Source organism: Metallosphaera javensis (ex Sakai et al. 2022), from assembly GCA_021654415.1.
In the GTDB taxonomy this organism is placed as follows: Archaea; Thermoproteota; Thermoprotei_A; order Sulfolobales; family Sulfolobaceae; genus Metallosphaera; species Metallosphaera javensis.
On record AP024487.1, the window covers coordinates 2,337,045 to 2,356,139 of the forward strand.

Consider the following 19,095-nt stretch of genomic DNA (forward strand, 5'->3'; position numbering starts at 1 on the left):
AGAAAATATTTAAAAAACCTTACATCCTTCTGGGTGCACGTTGTGGTTTCTGAGTTGATTGCTTAAGAACTCTCTTCTCGTACTCTATTCTGTTTCTGACCCTCGGCACTTCCTTATGTCTCTCCTTTGGTTGGATCTTTGGGGTCTGTCCCCTAACTTTCCCGGCCTTTGTTAACGAACCGTGAGATGGCATTTACTATCCAGTATATGTGGTAAAACAAGACATTTAAACTTAGAGCTTTACCTACATCCGGGCTTTACTCAATGAAAATTTATTTGGCTGAGCACACGATAGGATCCTTTGCCTTTGACGAATCAGGGAACCTTCTGGATTATGTCCTTAATCCAAAGGAACTGGGCAAGGTGGTTGACATTCTAATAAACGTGGAAAAGGGCGAACCTATGCCCTCCACTATGGAATTGATTCAGAAATTGAAACCGTCAGAGGTAGTTGTGGAGAGCGAGACGGAGAGCTCAAGGATGCAGTCACTGGGAGTTAAGGTCGTATCCAAACCCCACCACGTGGGGGCTAGGGCCCTGAGGGGCTCCCTCGCTGAACTTGCAGTAAAGGCAAAATTCGCGGAAAACCCAGGAGAGGTATATAATTTCCTTTATCAGGTTTCTTTGGAATACACGAGAAGGAAGCTGAGAAAGGCTGCCCAGAAGAGGGACCTTCTAGCCATACAGGCCATAAGGGCCATAGATGACATTGATAAGACGATTAACCTTTTCTCAGAAAGGTTAAGAGAGTGGTATAGCATACACTTCCCAGAAGCGGACAAGTTGATTGAAGATCACGAGCAGTATGCCAAGGTGGTCTCTCTAGCTGGCTATAGGGATAATGTAACGGTAGAGACGTTAACCGAGATAGGCCTTAACGAGCAAAAGGCCAAGAAGCTTGCGGACGCCGCCAAGAAGAGTATAGGAGCAGATATTTCTGACGCTGATATAAACTCCATCAGGGATCTGGCAAATACGATTTTGTCTCTTTTCAAGCTCAGGAACTCACTTTATGATTACTTGGACTCAATCATGAGGGAGGTAGCCCCCAACGTGACTGAGCTGGTGGGTCCAACCCTTGGGGCTAGACTGTTGAGCTTGGCAGGGAGTCTTGAGGAACTATCCAAGATGCCAGCTAGCACCATCCAGGTGTTAGGAGCAGAAAAAGCGCTCTTCAGGGCACTTAAGAGTGGAAGCAGGCCTCCTAAACATGGAATCATTTTCCAATATCCAGCGATTCACGTGTCTCCAAGATGGCAGAGGGGGAAGATTGCTAGAGCTCTAGCTGCCAAGTTGGCAATAGCGTCAAGGATAGATGCCTATAGCGGGAGATTTGTGGGGACTCAGCTTGTGGAACAGGTGAACAAGAGAATAGAGGAAATCAAGACAAAGTATGCACAGCCACCACCCAAGAAACAGCAACCTAAGGAAGAGGGGAAAAGGTTCGATAAAAGAGAACATAAAAAGGGGAAGAAAGGAAAGAAAAGGTAGGTTGAGTGATTATGTCAGAACTGCTGGACACGGTTAAAAAAACCGAAATGGAGAACGTTTACGAATGCGTCTATGTCGATGGTACAGTGAGGCTTTGCACAAAGAACTTGGCCAAAGGATTCACGGTGTACGGAGAGAGAACCGTGAACTATGACGGGGTTGAGTATAGGGAATGGAATGCCTTCAGGAGTAAGTTGGCAGGGGCTATCCTAAAGGGATTGAAGGAAAATCCTGTAAAGAAAGGATCAAAGGTTCTCTATTTAGGTGCAGCCTCAGGTACAACCCCAAGCCACATCTCAGACATAGTTGAGAATGAGGGGAAGGTTTACGGCGTTGAGTTCTCTCCTAGGGTAGTGAGAGAACTGATTCTAGTTGCTCAGCATAGACCCAATCTGTTCCCAATTCTGGCCGATGCCAGGTTTCCACAGAACTACTCGTCCTTGGTTGAGGATGCTGATGTGCTTTACGTGGATATTGCCCAACCAGATCAGACAGATATTGCAATATATAATGCAAGATATTTCCTAAAAGATAATGGACATCTCCTTCTGGCGATAAAGGCCAGAAGCATAGATGTCACAAAGGATCCCACGGAGGTATTCAAGGCCGAAGCGGAGAAACTGAGAAATGAGGGTTTTGACATAATGCAGATTGTTAACCTGAATCCATATGACAAGGATCACGCTATGGTGCTAGCTAAGTTCAAGGGCTAGATCCTTGTTCGATAAAATTTTCCAACTGGGATTAAGGGATATCCTAGATTCCATGCCCGCAGAGTACGTCACGCTAAAGGAAGCCATGGATGGAAAACTGGAAATAACCTTGAATAATGGTTTTAAACATAAATTTGATCCAGACGAGGTTAAGAAGCTCTCCAGTGCTGTTCCCCTATATCTTTGGTCCATGGTGAGAATCCCCTTCATTGTGGTGAAATTATCCACTCCTGGAGAGTACTCAATTAATGGATCGGAGTGGGATATGAAGGCCATCTCCTCCATCCTTAACATTTCGGGTAACGTAATTTCTGTGGGACAAATGGAATCCCTTTTAAGGGAATTTAAATCATTAATATTTATTACCCTTGGTTATGATAGTATTTCTGTAGTGAACGAAGAAAAGGAAGGTATCTAAAATGATACCTGGAATGCTGGACGAGGTACTAGACGTACTAGAGAAGGAAGGTATAAGTTATACTCTGATAGAATACCCTGAAAAGAACAGGAAATCCATAGATATAATCGCAAGAGGAAAATTGAGAAGGTTCGTGATAAAGATATCCAATGATAGGCCCTCCAAGGATGAGACCAGGGATCTAAAGAACTTCTCAGCGGTGCTGGGGAGCATGCCGGTTATGGTAACGGATGACACGGAAGAGGACATAGCAATAGGTAAGGATAACGTGGTTGGGTTATCAGTGGAAGGCCTAGCAAAGGCATTGAGAGGGGAGAAAATTTTCATCTATAGAACACGAGGTGGCATATTCATTAAAATCAGGTCAGATGTCCTCCGAAGGAAAAGGACAGAGATGAACTACAGTATGGGAGATCTATCCAAGATTCTTGGTGTAACCAGGAAAACCATTTACGACTATGAAAACGGCGAGTCAGACGTCTCCATAGAAGTTGCCGAGAAGCTGATTGACCTCTTCGGGGATGAGGTTATAGGTGATGTGTGTGATGATGCCATCCCTAGATTGGAGACAGAGTCCCAATCAGCTGATACTATCAGTTCTAGGATAGCAAAGAACCTGACTGACGCTGGGTTTGCCTCAGCTTCCGTCAGGTTCACCGCGGTGGACGTTGTTGCGTCCAAGGGCACAAAAAGGATCTTGGTTACAGTGGAACCAAAGACCCAGGATCAAATGGAGAAGAAGTTGAGAGAGGCATCAAAAATAGCAAATGAGTTGATGTCAGAACTGGTGATAGTGGTCAGGAGTAACTCTACAGCGAAAAGGCTAGATAAGGATGGGTTTAAAATTCTCACCTCCGAAAGCATCGACAGCCTCAGCAATGAAATTAATAGAAGTGATTGAGGGAAAGGTAAGGCTTCTTGTCCCAGATCCTTCTCAATTCTCTAGGGAAGGTAAGTTTGATCCAGCTTGGTCTCCGGTATTTTACAACCCCAGAATGACCTTTAATAGGGACGTTAGTGTCTTAGCGGTTTCGGTAGTATCTCCGCCTTCTGTTTTGGATGCCATGTCAGCAACAGGTGTTAGGGGAATCAGGTACGTCGTGGAGAGTAGGATTGAGGGAGAGGTCATCCTTAATGATAAGAATCCAGTATCCGTGGAGTTAATCTCAAAGAACTTGGAACTGAACGGGGTCAAGGGTAAGGTAGTTAAGTCCGATGCCAACTCCCTAATGCATCAGGTTAAGGTGGGCTACACAGATCTGGATCCCTTTGGATCTCCTGCTCCCTTTCTTTTCTCCGCAATCTCGTCCTTAAGAAGGAAAGGAGTTCTAGGGGTGACTGCCACCGATCTCTCAGCACTTGAGGGAAAATCTAGAACCTCTTCCAGAAGGAAATATGGCGTATCTGGGAGTAAATTGAGTTATTCCAAGGAGGCTGGATTGAGAGTCTTGCTGGCTAAAATAGCTAGAGAGGCATCAGTGCAGGAAAAGGGAATAAAGCCCCTCATGGGTTTCTATCATGACTACTATTACAGGCTATTCGTTAAGATGGAGGATGGAGCTAAGAGGGCCGACAGGAGCCTAGAAAGTCTCGGGACTCTTTATGAATGTGGTCTATGTGGTTACTCCTTCATGAGTGTTGAAGGATGCGAGCGAAAATGTCCTGTTTGTGGTGGGGAACTGAAGTATTATGGTCCAGCATGGGTTGGAGAGCTTAACGATCAGGAATTTTTGGAAGAAATGAAAAACAAGCTCACGGGATTTTCTTATCTTCAAAATTTTGAGATGATATCTAAACTTTTGGAAAGATTAGGGATGGAGAATAGATTTGGACCATACTACAGGGTCGATGTGTTGGCTTCCAGGCTAAAGGTAAATATGCCTTCCATGTTCTCACTCCTGCAATGCTTAGATGGGGTTAGGACCCATTTCGACCCCAGGGGATTCAAGACATCCAGGGAATTTCCAGAGGTCATAGAGTGCATTAAAATGTTATCCGCAAGGACGTGACTAGCACCTAAACAGAACTGAATTGAACAAAGAATCAATTTCTGTCTAAACATGAGAAAGCGGAGAACCTTGGTAGTCCGAAATATTAGGAGGTACCCCACATTGTGTATTTAAGGAGCCTTTAACGTGAAATACGCAATAAACCGAGCTAGGCCCACATATTAACCTAACATGTCCATGGAGAGTATCCAAGAGGAAAGCTTGGTACAAGAACTAGGATTCACGTGCGCTCCGTTATCGCACTTAAACAAAAGTTTACAGGAGAAACAGGGAATCTCCTCTATGCTATCCAGATTCACATATATGCTCGATTCCTCAACTGTCCTTATGGCGAATAGCTTGATTACGCTCTTTCCGTTCTCCTTTATTGCCTTCTTGGCTATCATCTTTTTGTCGATCAATTTCTTTATAATTGTAGCAAGTTCCCTTGTGGATAGACCTAGTTTCTTCGCAAGTTCCTGTTGAGAAATACCATCTTCACCGCTCTCAAGGATTTTCTTGTGAATTAACTCCTCCTTTTCCATTGAAACTTTTGATTCCAAAGCACTAACACCTGCGTTGGCTAATTCTATAATATGTGATCACCGCCTTATTTACTTTACTACCGTTCATCCGTGAGGTGTTAAGCCAACATGCATGTTTAATCATTCACTAGAAGTAGAAATTGTGGGCTAATGGGTATCTTGAGCAAAGGGATCTTCCAAGCCACTCGAGTACTCTAGCTTAAAATTAGAACCCTCTAAAAATCTTCCCTTGCACTTGTCTTGATTACAAGGGAATTAAAAAGCTGGAGTTTATAAAGCAGTATAAAAACTATATTACTGGTGACTCTGTATTTCCAACTCGCCGGCTTATAAGCCAATAATAAGTATTGAAAACATTGTAGCAACAGTAACCTTGGAACAAACTCTAGACCTTTACGCCATGGAGAGAAGCGTTCCAAACGTTGAGTATGATCCAGATCAGTTTCCAGGCCTAATATTCAGGCTTGAGAGTCCTAAGGTAACTTCCCTGATCTTCAAGTCCGGGAAAATGGTTGTTACCGGTGCCAAGAGCACGGAGGAGTTGATCAAGGCGGTTAAGAGGATAATAAAGAGCCTTAGAAGATACGGAATTAGAATAGGTGGTAAACCTAAGATACAGATCCAGAACATAGTTGCCTCCGCCAATATGCACGTTCATGTGAATCTGGATAAGGCAGCTTTCCTGCTCGAGAATAACATGTATGAACCAGAGCAGTTTCCAGGTCTTATCTTCAGAATGGATGAACCTAGGGTGGTCCTTCTAATTTTCAGTAGTGGTAAAATGGTGATAACTGGGGCCAAGAGAGAAGACGAGGTGTATAAGGCAGTAAAGAAAATCTTTGACAAATTAGAGGAGCTGGACTGCATCAAGGCAGTGGAAGAAGAAGAGGAATTAGAAATTTAAAATAGTGAGGTGTAAGTGAGACCATGGCTCTTAAACACGAAAAGTACGTCTACGTGGAGGTAGGAAAATCCAGGTATGCTAAGTTGAGGGTTCTTAAGAACAAGGATGAAAATAGTCCAGAAAGATACATCGTACTTAACAGCTTGGTTGCCAAGAAAAGCAGAGATGCGAAAGTTCTAAAAATGGACGATCTTCCCCTTGAAGTTAGGGAAAAGCTAAAGGGAATTTCTTAAGTTGACTTGAGTCTGTTTTTCTCAAAGCTGGAAAGAACAAAATAGGTAGCAATGAGAATGAATGATGAAAGAAGAAGAAGGTAAAATGACTGTATCTGAATTATGTAGGCGCCACTTTCAAGGTTTCTTAGAAGCCCCGTGAGGACAAAATACGCAAGTATGGATGCCAATATCTTCAAGAGATCGTGCCAGATCCTTATGTCCTTTGAGAGAGCTCTAGACAACAGTTTACCGGAGTACAAGATGATGATGGAGAAGGTTAGATACGGCAATATGGCGAGCAATGTAGACGAAACCGATTTCATGGAGAGAGGTCCAGCTGTGGAAGCGACAAGGTAACCGTTGATTATGGCCAGCACCAGGGATATGGAGGAAAGGATTGCCACAATGACCATGATAGTCGAGTTTTCCCACCATCTTTCAATGGCATCATCTATCCCAAATCCCCTAACCAACATGGCTCCTCCTAGGACCAGAAGTATTGAGGGAAGAACGTAAGCGGTTAGGCCTGCAATGGCCAATATACTGGAGACGAAGAGAATTATCCCGGGAACCCCCAGAAATAGTCTAGAATATCTGCTTTCAGTTACCAGCCTCTTCAGATATTTTCCAAGAAGGATGTAAGTTTCCTCAACTCCTCTGTGCTGTTCCACTATAACCCTTTCTATCCCCACTATTTTCAGCCTGCTCTCAATGACAGGGATAGCCTTCGCATCTTCCGGGCTATCATATACCAGGATAGCCTGATCTGGCTTGACGGACCTAATAACCTCATCAACTTGCTTTGACAGGCTCATTTGAGAATCTAGCCCACCTCTCTGTGAGCCTGCAACGAACACTATCTCAACATCTTCCCCGTTCTCCTTCATGTTAAGGTATATGTTGAATGCGGTTACCATGGTGTTGAAGTCTGAATCTAAGGCCAAGAACCTCGATGACTTCTCTATGGCCTCTCTGGCCTTTGTCTCACCTATAACTGGGGTAGAAACACCAGCCCTGCTTAAATCATCGTCTATATCAATGTAAATTATCGCCGTCTTCATTATTACCCCGATGGTCCCCATAAAGGGCGTATATTTCCTCGAACGTCAGTCTCTCTCCCTTCTTCAGTTTCTCCTCTGCAACCTTCTTCCTCTTCTCCATGATCTCGGCAACGTTAGCCCTGGGGGCACTAACTCCCTGTTCTAAGGCCTTCCTGGCCTTTATGAGCTCATCAAGCTCCTTACTTTTTGTTTCTATCTGTTTCTGTAACTCGTCAATTTCCTTACTCTTAGCCTCTATCTGAGAGGTCAGCTCATCAAGCTCCTTAACCAACTTGTTCCTCTCATCCCTCAAACTCTTCAAAGTCTTCCTTTTCTCACCAATTTCTGAAATTAGCGAAGATATCCTCTGTCTGATAGTGGCCAGCTCTATTCTCTTTGCAAGGAACTCTGCCCTCTCCTCGTTACCCTTCTCCTTTACCTTGAGGATTTTCTTGGCTTCGTTTAGCCTTCTCTCCATGTCAGCTATTCTCTGAATCAGCTTCTTTTCTTCTTCAAGTGTTAGAGAAGAGGTCTGTATTCTCCATTCAAGGCTCTTTATCCTTTTCTCCAGTAGATCTGGATTTAGCCCCTGAGTCTTTTTCATGAGGTTTCTCAGTTCCTCGAACTCTTTCCTCATTTCCTTAATTACTTCAAAGATTTGTTCCTTCTTCTGTTTTAATTCCTTCAACTCGTTTACCCTTGAGGTGTATTCCTCGAAAACAGTCTTGAGCTGTAACCTTACGGCTTTCAATCTCTCTATCTTTTCGCTCTTCTTCTGTCTTAACTTTCTTATCTCCTCAATTGAGGCATATCTTTTCTCCCTAAGGACTGAAATCTCATTCCTCACGTCAGATATCTTCTTGTAAATGCTTTCTTCCGTGGCCTCTGCTGGCGGATTGCTCATCAGGGTTACATAAAGAGTACTCCGTTAATAACTTTTCCTAGAATTGTCTTGATTCAAATGTCTGTTCAAGATTGGTGGACATGGTTTCATCACAATGAAGTGAGATGCCCTGCCGATTCACCGCATAGACCCATAGAGTGAGCTACCTCGCTCCGAAGGGCGAGATTTTCCGAACCTTTATCTCTTTTGGAGTTAAGGGGGTGCAAGACCCATCCGTGAGGAATGGATACTCCCCATTATATATAGGGGTTTTGAATGATAATGCGTAAATCAACTGTAGCCTGCAAAACCCCATCATGTGGTAATAGCCATGGGATGGCCACCTAGGGATGGAACCGAAGTCAAGCTTGCGGAGACCAATTCCACCTTAACCCTCCCACACCGGGCGTCAAGGATGGGTTCCATTCGACGCTGTGAGTGGAGGGGATCGAGCATGGTCAATGAACCAAGAAACCCCATCCGTGAGGGTGGAGTAATTCACAAAGTGTTCAGTGTCTATCATACCTCCATTCAACTGCACAACGCTTAGGAGACAAAGGCCCAATCACTGGGAAGGTGAGAGACCAAATATGCCAAAACAAAAAGATTCTTTAATTTAACACATTTTCTTTATAATTTGAGACCAGGTAGGATAAAAGATAAGTATATACTAAATTAAATGAAATATCATTAATTTCTACCTCATTCGCAGTGAATCGCTGGAACGTTTATATACAAAAAAGCTTGTAATCCCCATCCCAAGCAGGTATTATCTTCGCGTCAAATTACGTTGGTATTATCTGCTACTAGATATAAGTGAAGGAATGACATCTATCTTCACTTGTGAGGAGCACAAAAATAATTCCCATAGGAGAATTTGAGTCACTTGTCCTAGGTGATAAGTGGCTCATTAAAGCCGATGCGAATTACGATTATTCCAGAAATGACCCATCGGGGCTTGTATTGCTTGATGCCAGTCAAAGGAGAGTTGGCAAGGTACTAGATGTTCTAGGAAACGTTAACAGGCCATACATACTCGCAGAATCCATATCAGATTCTACACCCCCAAGAAAGCTATTTCTTGAAATTCCACAGCGTAAACATTCCAAGAAAAACAGAAGGTGAGGCAGATGATATGTCCAGTTTGCCAGGGAAATGAGATTATCTTCGATGCAGAACGCGGGAACTACGTATGTGCCAGGGATGGGACTGTAATAGAGGAGAACGTCATAGATCAGGGTCCCGAATGGAGAGAATTCGATGCGGGCGACAGGAACAAGAAAAGAAGAGTGGGAGCAGGAGTTACAGACAGGGTTCATGACCAGGGATTTTCCACTTTAATCGGAGGCGGAAGAGTAAAGGATAGAATGAAGGCGATCAGGCTTCAGAGGCTACAGAACAAGTCGAGGGTTACATCAAAGGACAAGAAACTCGTAACATATCTGTCGCAACTTAACAGTGAGGCTGCCAAGCTGGGATTGCCTGGATACGTTAAGGAGACGGCGGCCGGGGTAATAAAGAGATTGATTGACTCTGGTCTTGCCAGAAGGATAGATATGTACGCATTAATTGCAGCCACAATATTCTATGTGAGCAGATTGTACAAGATTCCGTTGCAGTTAAATGAGGTAAAGAAGCTTTTCAATGTGGATTCCAGCTCCTTCTGGAAAGCCTCGGCCAGAGTTCAGAACGTAATGCAAAAGGGTTCATTCTTCTCTAACTTCGGAGGACCTTCCCCCTTGGAACACATACCGGACATTGTCAATAAAGCTAAGTTACCTCAGCATGTGGGAACGATGGCAGCGGAGATAGCGTCCATTTTGGTGAAGAATGCAATAACCAGCGGGAAGGGTTACCTCTCAGTCGCTGCGGCCTCGGTCTATCTGGCAAGCACCATACTAGATCATAAGAAGACCCAGAAGGAGCTTGCAGAGAGTCTAAATATCACCGAGGTTACTATCAGGAACAGATACAAGGAGATAATTAGCGCCCTTGATGTTGAGGTCTATCTTTAAGCCTTTTATAGTAATTTTGGTGAATGTTTACAGTATAATATTTTTTAGAAGGTTTAATTCGGGGAACTCCATTATTCCCTCATTCTCCACTATTACAAAGGGTTTTGCTTTTTCCAGAATTGCGTGCTTTTTCATCAAGGGACTCATGTATCCTGAATGAACTAGGGAAATATCATTGCCTGATTGATATCCACCGAGGGCAGGGAGGGCTATTACATAGGAGTTTCCCGCAAGAGGTGAGACCAGGAAGCATGGAAATTTTTTGGCGAATCCCAGTTTGTCCCTTATTGAGATCCGAAGATGCTCATGTCCTATAATATAAATCCTGTTCTCCTTAGGCTCTATCTCCCTATGTCCGTGGAAAATGAACAAATCCTCACTCTCAACCTCATCTAGAAGTTCAACATTATCAAATTTTTCCGCAACTAGAGAAATATAGTTATCGTGATTTCCCCTTACCAGCTTCACGGAAGCGCCCATTTCCTTCATGTCCTTGAATATCTCAGTGAGATCTTCCTTCTCCTGCCTACCAAGCCCGTTAAATCTATGCTTCATATCACCATTAATAATTATCTTATTGGTCTTGAACACATCCAGAGCCCTCCTGTAAATCGCAAGGAATCTCTTCTTCTGTATCCTTGGCAGGAAAATCCCCTTTGAAGCCATTTCCTCCTCATAGCCTATGTGAACATCTGACAGAATGATCGAGTTTAGGCGCCTAGCGTAGATAACGGGTAAATCCTCCTCCACCTCTAAGTCCCTGACTATGCTGACCAAGTCCGATACACCCTTATTCCAGCTCTCACCATGGAAAACTTAATGTCGGATATATACTTTGTAGGGCTTGGGCTATCAAAAAGGTTTCTTACTAACGCCTCCCTGGAGGTAATGAAGAACTCGGACGTGATTTACGCTGACGTTTACACTTCAATTAGTTGCGATTTAAATGAGAAAACGCTCAGGGAAATCACAGGCAAGGATATTATACCCGCGTCCAGGGAAATGTTGGAGACTAGGGAGAAGGAGATCTATAAACTACTGGACTCAGGTAAGAGGGTTGTAATAGCAGTGGTTGGAGACCCCATGATTGCCACAACCCACGTGAGCTTAGCCACCGGCGCCAGGGCTAGGGGACATAGGGTCAACGTTATTCCAGGGGTTTCAGTTCACTGTTACATGATATCAAGGTCTATGTTATCTTCCTATAAGTTTGGAAAATCAGTCACTGTAACCTTTCCTGTACTGGATAAACTTGACTACACTCCATACAGGGTAATAAAGTCCAATAGGGAGCAGGGTCTTCATACCATGGTTTACTTGGATTTGAAGGAGACCGGAGTCATGACCGCAGATCTAGCCCTGGCTTATCTCAGGAAGATGGAAAGCGATATTGGGGAGAAGGTTATCTTGGATGATGATCTGGTAGTGATAGGAGAAAGGCTCGGATGTCAGGATGAGAGCGTCAGGGCTATGAAAATATCAGATGCTTTAAATCAAAAATTTGGAGCTCCTCCGCACATTATAATAGTTCCATCCAGAAACCTATATGAGATGGAGATAGAGGGATTGAAATGCCTGAGTTAAGGGATAGGGTAATCAAGTATATCAATGGCATGGAAGAAACCCTGAAAAAGGTCAAGGGAGACGAAAGGATACTTAGCCTCGCGAGACAATACGTGGAGGACGCAAAATACTATCTGGAAAAGGGAGACCTCGAAACGGCGCTGGTGGATGTGGTCTACGCGGAGGGTTTGGTGGACGCTCTGAAAATAGTAGAGGGTGAGGGAGCCAAGAAGGTGTTTGTGGGCGGAACCTTTGATATAATTCATCCAGGTCACATAGAGTTCCTCAGGAGGGCAGCCTCTCTGGGTAGAGTGTACGTGGCAGTGTCTAGGGATAAGAACGCGGAAAGAGTGAAGGGTCGTAAACCTGTAAATGACGAGAATCAAAGGCTGGAAGTTGTCAAGAGCATCAGGTATGTGTATGAGGCATTCCTAGGTGACGAGAACGACTTTCTCAGAAGCGTGGAGAGGGTCAAACCAGACATAATCTTTCTTGGTCCAGACCAGAAAGTGGACGAAAAAGCCCTAAAGGAAGAATTGGCCAAGCGTGGTATTTTCGTGGAGGTGGTGAGGCTGGAGCAGAGGATAAATAGGTGGGGCCATAGCAGTACATCTGCCATAATAAAGGAGATAACTGAAAGATACTGTAATCACGCGTAGGCCTGAATGAGCACTTCATCTCCATCCTTGATATTGAGCTCCTTTCTGAGATGATATGGCGAGATTACCTCGATAACGCTCTTTGGGTGAACGCTCCTGAGAGGGAACACCACGGCTGCAGGTTTTAGATCGTTTACGGATGCTGGAAACGCCCTAACCGCACCTAATACCCTGTTCTCCTCCTTGTGCTCCGGAATGGTTATCGCCTTGGAGATATCCAATATGAGTCTGTTCTCCAAGGATGTTCTGTCGTAAATCACCAGGTTTAGGGTTCCAGGATAGGGCTCGAAACCAAGGAACTTCTTGAACGATTCCATGTAGTACGGCATGGAGAGGAATATTCTTCCCTCCCCTAGGCCTGAGGTTGCCCTTCCCCTCATTTCTAGCACGTGAGATGAGATAATTGTTCCCCTCATCATAGAGAGGCAGTCCTCTAGTAATTTCTCTCCATTCTCCGTAACCCTGATTATCTCCCCCTCCTTTGAGAGGGATCTTCTAATGAGGTTCCTTTCCTCTAACTCCTTGAGTTTTCTGGACACAGATTGCTGGGACATTTTAAGTTCCTCGGCGATAGCCTGCTGGGTAACTTCCTTCCGCTGTAGGGATAGGTAGACTATCTTGGCAATTAAACACTCATCACTCATGGTTTCTGACCATCTCCCTCTTCAGTGCACCCCATTTCAGCCTCCCTATATTCTCCGTTAATGTCATCTTGGGTGTCCTGAGTTCTCCAGTCCCATTTCTCGGTCCACGCGTTACCTATTTGCATGGGTCTGTCCAGAGTGCTCAAGAGAACAATTCTGCTGGGCGCGTGTTCTGAAATTATTTTATAGCCAGTAAGCTGGGCTAGCTTCTCCGCAAAGGATCTGATCTCAGAATGCCTCGGCATTGCGTCCTTTGTAAGCCTGTAGGTTGACGGACCCACGTGCATGTATGCCTTGACCTCAATGTAGGTCGGCATGGCCATCTCCATTAACTTGGCAAACTCCCTTGCATCATCGTCCCCCATATTTACCTCCTTCATCATGGTCATCCTGATCACCGTGGGCGAACTGAAGCTAGGGAGTATTTCGAGGGTTTTCATTACGAGGTTCCAGGAGTTTGCTACAACAGGCCTGTTGATCAGCCTGTGCTTTTCTTCATTGGGAGCCTGTAGTGACACAAAGAGTTGCGATGGCTCCTCCTCCAGTGAGGCAAGTACGTCAGGCCTGACACCGCTGGTTACAAGAAATGTCGTTATCCCACGTTTATGATATTCCCTAATGAGCTCCCCGATCCTTTCGTAGAGAGTGGGTTCACCTGTGAGGCTTATCGCCACATGTGAAGGTTTCATGGCCTCCAGTGCCTTACTGTTCTCTACCCCTTCCCTTCCTAAATAACCAGAAACCGATCTCTTGTGCTCCTCTATGGATCTCTCCACAATGTACTCCGGGTCATCCATGTATGGCATCTTGGTTTCATCCCAATCAAGTCCCACATCCTCGGGTTCCAATCTCCAGCAGTGTATGCACCTGAACCAGCACCACATGCTCACAGGCGTCATCTGCACACATCTGTGACTCTCTATACCGTAAAATTTACCCTTGTAACAATATCTTCCGCTGGTTAAAGCCTCATGTGTCCAGTGGCACTTCTTGTAGGCGCTATGTCCACCAATCAGATGATACCTCTGCTTCTCCATCTCCTCTCGTATTTTAGAGAGCGTGTCAATCCTGAAACTACCTTTAACCGCCATTAATTATACCAAACAAGATTACTCGGCAAGTTTAAAATGCTTAGCTATGTTACCACGGTAACTCACAAGGGCGCGGTAATATCTTTCAATCCAGTTATATTTTCCATGTACAGGGAGACACCCATCAGGAAGGTGTCCGAGAGGTATCTTCCCATAAGCTGTACTCCCACTGGTAAACCGTTATAAAACCCTGCAGGTATTGACAGCCCAGGTATTGCAGCCAGGTTTGCTGTGACCGTGGCCACGTCCATTGCGTACATCTTCACAGGATCATCTATCACCTCACCTATCCTTGGTGGAAGTATTGGGGAAGTTGGCGAGACTAGGATGTCATATCTGCTGAACAATTTTTCCAGAGAGTCGCGTATTAATCTCCTAGTCTTCAGTGCCCTAATGTAAAACTGCTCATAATAGCCGGCGCTCAGAATGAAGGATCCCAGCAATATCCTTCGCTTGACCTCCTTCCCGAATCCTTCACCCCTGTTCCTGCTGTAGACATCTTTCCAGTTCCCCTCAGCGTTGGAGGAGTAGCCGTACCTCACACCGTCATATCTAGCTAGATTTGAGCTCGCCTCGGACATCGCGATAATGTAATAGGTTGGAAGCACGTAGTCCACCATCCCAAGGTTGGTTTCCTCTACCACTGCACCTTCTGACGACATTTTGTTGAGGAAGTCCTTCACCACTCCCGCTACTCCTGGATCTGAAGCGTCCATTACGTCCTTAAGCACTCCAACCTTTATGCCCTTGACTGCTATGGGGTTAATGGAAGATGGGGGAGAGTAATCTATAGTGGTTGCGTCCCTCTGGTCGCTCCCAGCTATAATTGAGAAGAGCAACGCTAGGTCAGCGGAGTTCCTTGCCATGGGACCTATCTGCTCCAAGCTGTTGGCATATGCTACTAGTCCGTACCTGCTCACTGTCCCGTAGGACGGTTTCAGTCCATAGGTGGAGGTGAAAGAGGCTGGAGTCCTGATGGAACCACCTGTATCTGATCCAAGGGCCACACTCACGTATCCTGCAGCCAGCGCGCTTCCGCTCCCCCCGGAGGATCCCCCGGGCGTCCTGGACAGATCCCAAGGATTTCTGGTGGGACCGAAATAGCTCGTTTCCGTGGTTGAGCCCATGGCGAACTCATCCATGTTAGTTTTGCCGAGTATCACAGCCCCTTCTTTCCTCAGCTTTAAGATCACTGTGGCGTCATATGGGGGCACATAGTTCTCAAGCATCTTGGATGAGCAGGTTGTTCTTATCCCCTTAGTTGAGATATTATCCTTCACCGCTATCAATAACCCGGAAAGTCTTCTTCCCTCCTTCACGGCCCTCTTAACTTCCTCTAGCACATCTTCTTCTCTCCTTATTGTAACGAAGGCCTTGACCCTGTCCTCCACCCTTTTTATTCTCTCAAAGGTTCTACCCACGTACTCATCTGGAGATAAGTTTCCATTCCTTAAGTCGTTCACCATTTCTAGGATCATGTTATCCACCTATGGTACTAGGGCCTATGATATACCCATCCTTTTTCTTGGGCACATTGGATAACGCCTCATCTCTGGAAAGGGGTTGGTTAGGCCTATCTGGCCTCAGTTTCCCTGTGGATAGGGGATGGAACATGGGCTCCACGCCCTCAAGGTTCAGTTCGTCTATTTTGTTGAAGAAATCAAGAATTCTGGCAAGATCCCTCATGAATTCCTGCCTTTCCTGTTCCGTAAGGGAGATCAAGGCAAGCCTCTCGAGTTTCCTCATGAGCTCCTCATCAACCCGAACTTTCACTTGGAAACACTCTCATCTATCCACTCCAGATACAACTTAAAACCATTCTTTATATCTAGGGCTAGAATCTCAGGGACCTTGTAGGGGTGAAGTTCCTTGAGTCTCTTTATCAGTTCGTCAAGCCTGTCAGAGTTGGTTTTTATTAGTGCAAGAACCTCGCTGTCCTCCGTAACCTTGCCTTCCCATCGGTATATGGAGACGAGACCAGGAACTAGGTTAACGCAGGCCGCCAGTTTTTCCTCCACTAAGGTTCTTGCAATCCGCTTGCCTTCCTCCATCCCGGGTAGCGTGCTGATCACAAGGACGTACTTTCCGTTCATGGCAAAATATTAGCTAGATTTCAGAAATAAATGTAATGAGGCCAGCAGAGATCCCCTTTCAAGCTGAAGGAATAATGGACGCACTAAACCTTGGAATATCAGAGGCCACTTACTTGGGCGCAGAGTTCATTGGGTTGACGCTGGATAACGGAATAGGCCTCATATTGAGGGTAAGCCCTGACGAAAGAATCATAAAGATCCTGGTAATGAGCGAGAAAGAGCTACCTTTACCTCCCCTGGGTATATTCGTGAGATCGGACGGGAAGGCCTACAACATATACATCGTGGATAAACCTGAAAAGCTCAACGAGGTAGTAGGAATGGATAGGAAAGTGATCTTTGTGGAAGTGATATCTGGTGTCCTTGAAGACTTTCTACGTGAAGCCCTTCAACAATGAGGTTCTGGAGAAGCTGATTTCCTTTTCAAAATTTCTTGGCGAGGATCAGAACGGAGCAAAATTCATGGTTGACCCAGAGAGGGCTAGGATAAATGGGATAACTCTGGAGCAAATAAGGAAAGTCCTCGAGGAAGTGGGAGTAACGCTTGATCCGGAGTTCCTCAATCTCCTAGAGAAGGAAATGGGAGGTTATGATGTGGTTTTTGAGCTGGAAGGTAGTAAGCTGGTGGTTAGGGCTAGAACGAGAATATCGGATATCCTGAGAAAGTATAGGATAAGCATACCCTACGATCCAAGAGATAGGGTTTACAGGACTAGGCCATTCTACTATCACGTGCTCAGGAGGATCCTAGAGAGCGAGGGACTAAGGGTGAAGAGACTGGAACTGGCTCAGGATCGCTTTTCCTTGAGGGTAACGGCGAACCTAAGGGAATATCAGCTCGAGGCAGTTAGGGCATGGAAGGAGAACGGGTATAGGGGGGTGATAGCCCTTCCCACAGGTGCAGGAAAGACCCTGATAGGAGTGCAGGGTATGAGCATGTTGGGCTTGCCCACCCTAATCGTGACTTTTACCAATGAACAGCTGAGGCAGTGGGAGGAGACAATCAGGAGATTCACCACCGGGGAGGTTGAGGTCGGTTTATACTATAGCAGGAAGAAACAGCTTGCCCCAATCACGATTACCACATATCAGACCGCAATTAAGCATATGGATGAACTTTCATCGTTTCAGTTCCTGATAATAGACGAGGCTCATCATCTTCCCGCGGAGAAGTTCAGGGAGATAGCCCTGTCCTGTGTGGCCCAGTACAGGATGGCCCTCTCTGCAACTCCCTATAGGTCAGACGGAAAGCACGTGGAACTCTTCAGACTGATGGGAGGCCTGGTATACCAGCGCGGAGTGGAGGAGCTTGTGGCTCAGGGTTATCTAGCGCAGTTCAGGGTTCTGAGGATCAAAATTCCTCTAACCCTCGAGGAGAGAGTGGAATATGAGAGCCTCATGAGGAAGTTCAGGTCGCTCTCGGAGGGAAGGCCGATTCTAGAGATTGTCAAGATAGCAAAGGAGGGCGAGGTTAAGGCAATAGAAGCCCTAAAGGTATACAACAGAATAAGGTATTTAATAGGTCTAACAAAGGGAAAGCTATCCAAGATCAGGGAGATAGTGGAAAACGAAAGGGGGAAAAAGGTTGTAATCTTTACCCAGTACGTGGAACATGCTGAGCTCATTTCCAGGGTGATTGGTGGTTACATGCTCACCGGTCAGATGTCAAAGAAGGACAGGGAAGAGGTTCTGGAGAAGTTCAAACAGGCTAGTTCAGGTGTTCTGGTTTTAACCACAGTGGGTGATGAGGGGCTGGACATTCCAGATGCGAGCGTAGGGATCGTGGTGGCCGGGACTTCTTCCAAGAGACAATATATACAGAGGCTTGGCAGACTTCTCAGGAATAATTCCGGGAATAAGGTAGCAATACTCTATGAACTCATAGCTAAGGGAACCTCAGAGGAGTATCAGTCGAAGAAGAGGAGATCCACCTCATTAGATGACCTGTTTTACTCATTAGAGGACAGGAAGTAAGTAAGGGAGTGAGCAAGCGCCAGTAACAAGGTTCTGTCATCACTCAGGAAAACCTCTTTTCCCCTTGACGAGATTAGGGGTTGACCTTGCACGGTGACTATGGGAACCCCGGGGAGAGAAGATGCAACTCTAAACTTGGATCTACCGAGGAGTTCCCTTGCGGTAAAGCCTGGGAGGAATTCATGGCTCAGAACCTCCAGTTCCCCTTCAATCTCCGAGGACGGCTCCATCACAACGACGTTACCACCGACTCTTACTCCATCTACCCAAGTGGGGGATGTTATCATGTGAGGGCATTCATGGGAGACCACGGAAAGGGGAGGGAATGTTTGAGCCTTCCCCCTAACAAATGCAGTGAAGGGTTTCACGGTGACCAGATCTCCAGGGCCCAGTAGGTTCACCTCATGGGGTCTGCAGATCCTCCCCTCAAGAATATATGGCATAAATCTAAACCTTAAACTAGAATATAAAACGGCTATGATAGGACTTGTAAGGTCTGACCGTGATGAGCGACCAGGCTTTGAGCCGTAACAAGATGTGACGAGGAAATTGGATCATCGCAGTACAGTTTCATGGGGAGAGCGGAGATCCATCGTTTAGCATATTATACCACAGGAGGAATGTAAGGCAATCATGAAGTGGTTGAAGAAAAGGGATGCAGTAATTTATTTTTTATTATGGAAGAAATTCAGGGATACGGGGTTCACTCTCTTTGAGGCCTATTCTCATCTGGATCCGTATTTTTCTAAGAAAATAACAAAATCTACCATAAGGTACATGCTGAGAGCAGGCTTACTGATAAATAAGGATGGCAGGATGTATCTTTTACCCCTAGAGGAATACCTAGAGCTAATTTCTC

At 45.4% G+C, this 19,095-nt stretch carries 24 protein-coding genes; 13 read left to right on the plus strand and 11 right to left on the minus strand.

The annotated features are described in order from the left end of the window. Positions 1 to 19 precede the first annotated feature (19 nt). On the minus strand, positions 20 to 193 hold the full coding sequence (locus QVC96_RS13180) for a 30S ribosomal protein S30e (RefSeq protein WP_238025991.1): 174 nt from the start codon (positions 191 to 193) through the stop codon (positions 20 to 22). Between the two features lie 71 nt (positions 194 to 264). Here QVC96_RS13180 and QVC96_RS13185 point away from each other — a divergent pair, with 71 nt between their 5' ends. From QVC96_RS13185 to QVC96_RS13205, 5 genes are read left to right on the plus strand one after another with little or no spacing between them, the layout of a single operon-like run. Then, complete coding sequence (locus tag QVC96_RS13185) at positions 265 to 1,491, plus strand: C/D box methylation guide ribonucleoprotein complex aNOP56 subunit (RefSeq protein ID WP_238025990.1); 1,227 nt, start codon at positions 265 to 267, stop codon at positions 1,489 to 1,491. An 11-nt stretch (positions 1,492 to 1,502) separates the two neighbouring features. Further along, positions 1,503 to 2,204, plus strand: coding sequence for a fibrillarin-like rRNA/tRNA 2'-O-methyltransferase (locus tag QVC96_RS13190; protein ID WP_287689514.1), 702 nt, complete (start codon positions 1,503 to 1,505; stop codon positions 2,202 to 2,204). Between the two features lie 4 nt (positions 2,205 to 2,208). Continuing rightward, a complete protein-coding gene (locus QVC96_RS13195) occupies positions 2,209 to 2,622 on the plus strand; it encodes a DUF61 family protein (RefSeq protein ID WP_238025988.1) in 414 nt (137 codons plus the stop codon). Position 2,623: 1 nt separating this feature from the next. Beyond that, positions 2,624 to 3,523, plus strand: coding sequence for a helix-turn-helix domain-containing protein (locus QVC96_RS13200; RefSeq protein WP_238025987.1), 900 nt, complete (start codon positions 2,624 to 2,626; stop codon positions 3,521 to 3,523). After that, a complete protein-coding gene (locus tag QVC96_RS13205; protein WP_287689515.1) occupies positions 3,501 to 4,631 on the plus strand; it encodes a tRNA (guanine(26)-N(2))-dimethyltransferase in 1,131 nt (376 codons plus the stop codon). Before QVC96_RS13200 ends, QVC96_RS13205 begins: the two co-directional genes overlap by 23 nt. 161 nt (positions 4,632 to 4,792) lie before the next feature. Here QVC96_RS13205 and QVC96_RS13210 read toward each other — a convergent pair whose 3' ends face one another. Then, positions 4,793 to 5,173 carry a winged helix-turn-helix domain-containing protein gene (locus QVC96_RS13210; RefSeq protein ID WP_425597958.1) on the minus strand — a complete coding sequence of 127 codons (381 nt, stop codon included), beginning with the start codon at positions 5,171 to 5,173 and terminating at the stop codon, positions 4,793 to 4,795. Positions 5,174 to 5,495: 322 nt separating this feature from the next. Between QVC96_RS13210 and QVC96_RS13215 the strand changes: the two genes are divergently transcribed. Together QVC96_RS13215 and QVC96_RS13220 are read left to right on the plus strand one after the other, a co-directional pair. Next, entirely contained in the window at positions 5,496 to 6,059 is a 564-nt protein-coding gene (locus tag QVC96_RS13215) for a TATA-box-binding protein (RefSeq protein ID WP_080512771.1), read from the plus strand. 23 nt (positions 6,060 to 6,082) lie between these two features. Then, a complete protein-coding gene (locus QVC96_RS13220; protein ID WP_238025985.1) occupies positions 6,083 to 6,292 on the plus strand; it encodes a DUF5622 domain-containing protein in 210 nt (69 codons plus the stop codon). Here QVC96_RS13220 and QVC96_RS13225 read toward each other — a convergent pair. Next, positions 6,289 to 7,335 (minus strand): DUF373 family protein, encoded by a 1,047-nt coding sequence (locus tag QVC96_RS13225; protein ID WP_238025983.1) that lies wholly within the window; start codon positions 7,333 to 7,335, stop codon positions 6,289 to 6,291. The genes QVC96_RS13220 and QVC96_RS13225 overlap by 4 nt on opposite strands. Continuing rightward, positions 7,310 to 8,218 (minus strand): coiled-coil protein, encoded by a 909-nt coding sequence (locus QVC96_RS13230; protein WP_238025982.1) that lies wholly within the window; start codon positions 8,216 to 8,218, stop codon positions 7,310 to 7,312. Before QVC96_RS13230 ends, QVC96_RS13225 begins: the two co-directional genes overlap by 26 nt. Positions 8,219 to 9,040: 822 nt before the next feature. Between QVC96_RS13230 and QVC96_RS13235 the strand changes: the two genes are divergently transcribed. Together QVC96_RS13235 and QVC96_RS13240 are read left to right on the plus strand one after the other, a co-directional pair. Next, entirely contained in the window at positions 9,041 to 9,322 is a 282-nt protein-coding gene (locus QVC96_RS13235) for a Gar1/Naf1 family protein (RefSeq protein ID WP_238025981.1), read from the plus strand. Positions 9,323 to 9,327: 5 nt separating this feature from the next. Beyond that, positions 9,328 to 10,212, plus strand: coding sequence for a transcription initiation factor IIB (locus QVC96_RS13240; RefSeq protein ID WP_238025980.1), 885 nt, complete (start codon positions 9,328 to 9,330; stop codon positions 10,210 to 10,212). Between the two features lie 27 nt (positions 10,213 to 10,239). Here QVC96_RS13240 and QVC96_RS13245 read toward each other — a convergent pair whose 3' ends face one another. After that, a complete protein-coding gene (locus tag QVC96_RS13245; RefSeq protein WP_287689516.1) occupies positions 10,240 to 10,989 on the minus strand; it encodes a metallophosphoesterase in 750 nt (249 codons plus the stop codon). Between the two features lie 42 nt (positions 10,990 to 11,031). Here QVC96_RS13245 and dph5 point away from each other — a divergent pair, with 42 nt between their 5' ends. Next, entirely contained in the window at positions 11,032 to 11,796 is a 765-nt protein-coding gene (gene dph5 / locus QVC96_RS13250) for a diphthine synthase (RefSeq protein ID WP_287689517.1), read from the plus strand. After that, a complete protein-coding gene (locus QVC96_RS13255) occupies positions 11,778 to 12,434 on the plus strand; it encodes a cytidylyltransferase family protein (RefSeq protein ID WP_238026068.1) in 657 nt (218 codons plus the stop codon). The genes dph5 and QVC96_RS13255 overlap by 19 nt, the downstream gene beginning before the upstream one ends. Here the strand turns inward: QVC96_RS13255 and QVC96_RS13260 are convergent. The 5 genes from QVC96_RS13260 to cutA form a co-directional block, all read right to left on the minus strand. After that, a complete protein-coding gene (locus QVC96_RS13260) occupies positions 12,425 to 13,078 on the minus strand; it encodes a CTP-dependent riboflavin kinase (RefSeq protein ID WP_255776161.1) in 654 nt (217 codons plus the stop codon). The genes QVC96_RS13255 and QVC96_RS13260 overlap by 10 nt on opposite strands. Then, positions 13,075 to 14,169, minus strand: a complete 1,095-nt coding sequence (twy1, locus tag QVC96_RS13265) for a 4-demethylwyosine synthase TYW1 (RefSeq protein WP_287689518.1) — start codon at positions 14,167 to 14,169, stop codon at positions 13,075 to 13,077. The genes QVC96_RS13260 and twy1 overlap by 4 nt, the downstream gene beginning before the upstream one ends. A gap of 62 nt (positions 14,170 to 14,231) precedes the next feature. Further along, positions 14,232 to 15,647, minus strand: coding sequence for an Asp-tRNA(Asn)/Glu-tRNA(Gln) amidotransferase subunit GatA (gene gatA, locus QVC96_RS13270; protein WP_287689519.1), 1,416 nt, complete (start codon positions 15,645 to 15,647; stop codon positions 14,232 to 14,234). Position 15,648: 1 nt separating this feature from the next. Beyond that, positions 15,649 to 15,942, minus strand: coding sequence for an Asp-tRNA(Asn) amidotransferase subunit GatC (gatC, locus tag QVC96_RS13275; RefSeq protein WP_238025973.1), 294 nt, complete (start codon positions 15,940 to 15,942; stop codon positions 15,649 to 15,651). Beyond that, positions 15,939 to 16,262: a divalent-cation tolerance protein CutA gene (gene cutA / locus QVC96_RS13280; RefSeq protein WP_238025972.1), complete on the minus strand. Its 324-nt coding sequence runs from the start codon at positions 16,260 to 16,262 to the stop codon at positions 15,939 to 15,941. The genes gatC and cutA overlap by 4 nt, the downstream gene beginning before the upstream one ends. Positions 16,263 to 16,297: 35 nt before the next feature. On the opposite strand from cutA, the gene QVC96_RS13285 reads away from it, so the two are divergent. Together QVC96_RS13285 and QVC96_RS13290 are read left to right on the plus strand one after the other, a co-directional pair. Further along, entirely contained in the window at positions 16,298 to 16,660 is a 363-nt protein-coding gene (locus QVC96_RS13285) for a hypothetical protein (RefSeq protein ID WP_238025971.1), read from the plus strand. After that, positions 16,620 to 18,236: a DEAD/DEAH box helicase gene (locus QVC96_RS13290; protein WP_238025970.1), complete on the plus strand. Its 1,617-nt coding sequence runs from the start codon at positions 16,620 to 16,622 to the stop codon at positions 18,234 to 18,236. The genes QVC96_RS13285 and QVC96_RS13290 overlap by 41 nt, the downstream gene beginning before the upstream one ends. Here QVC96_RS13290 and QVC96_RS13295 read toward each other — a convergent pair. Continuing rightward, positions 18,212 to 18,679 carry a hypothetical protein gene (locus tag QVC96_RS13295; RefSeq protein WP_238025968.1) on the minus strand — a complete coding sequence of 156 codons (468 nt, stop codon included), beginning with the start codon at positions 18,677 to 18,679 and terminating at the stop codon, positions 18,212 to 18,214. The genes QVC96_RS13290 and QVC96_RS13295 overlap by 25 nt on opposite strands. Positions 18,680 to 19,095: the final 416 nt, after the last annotated feature.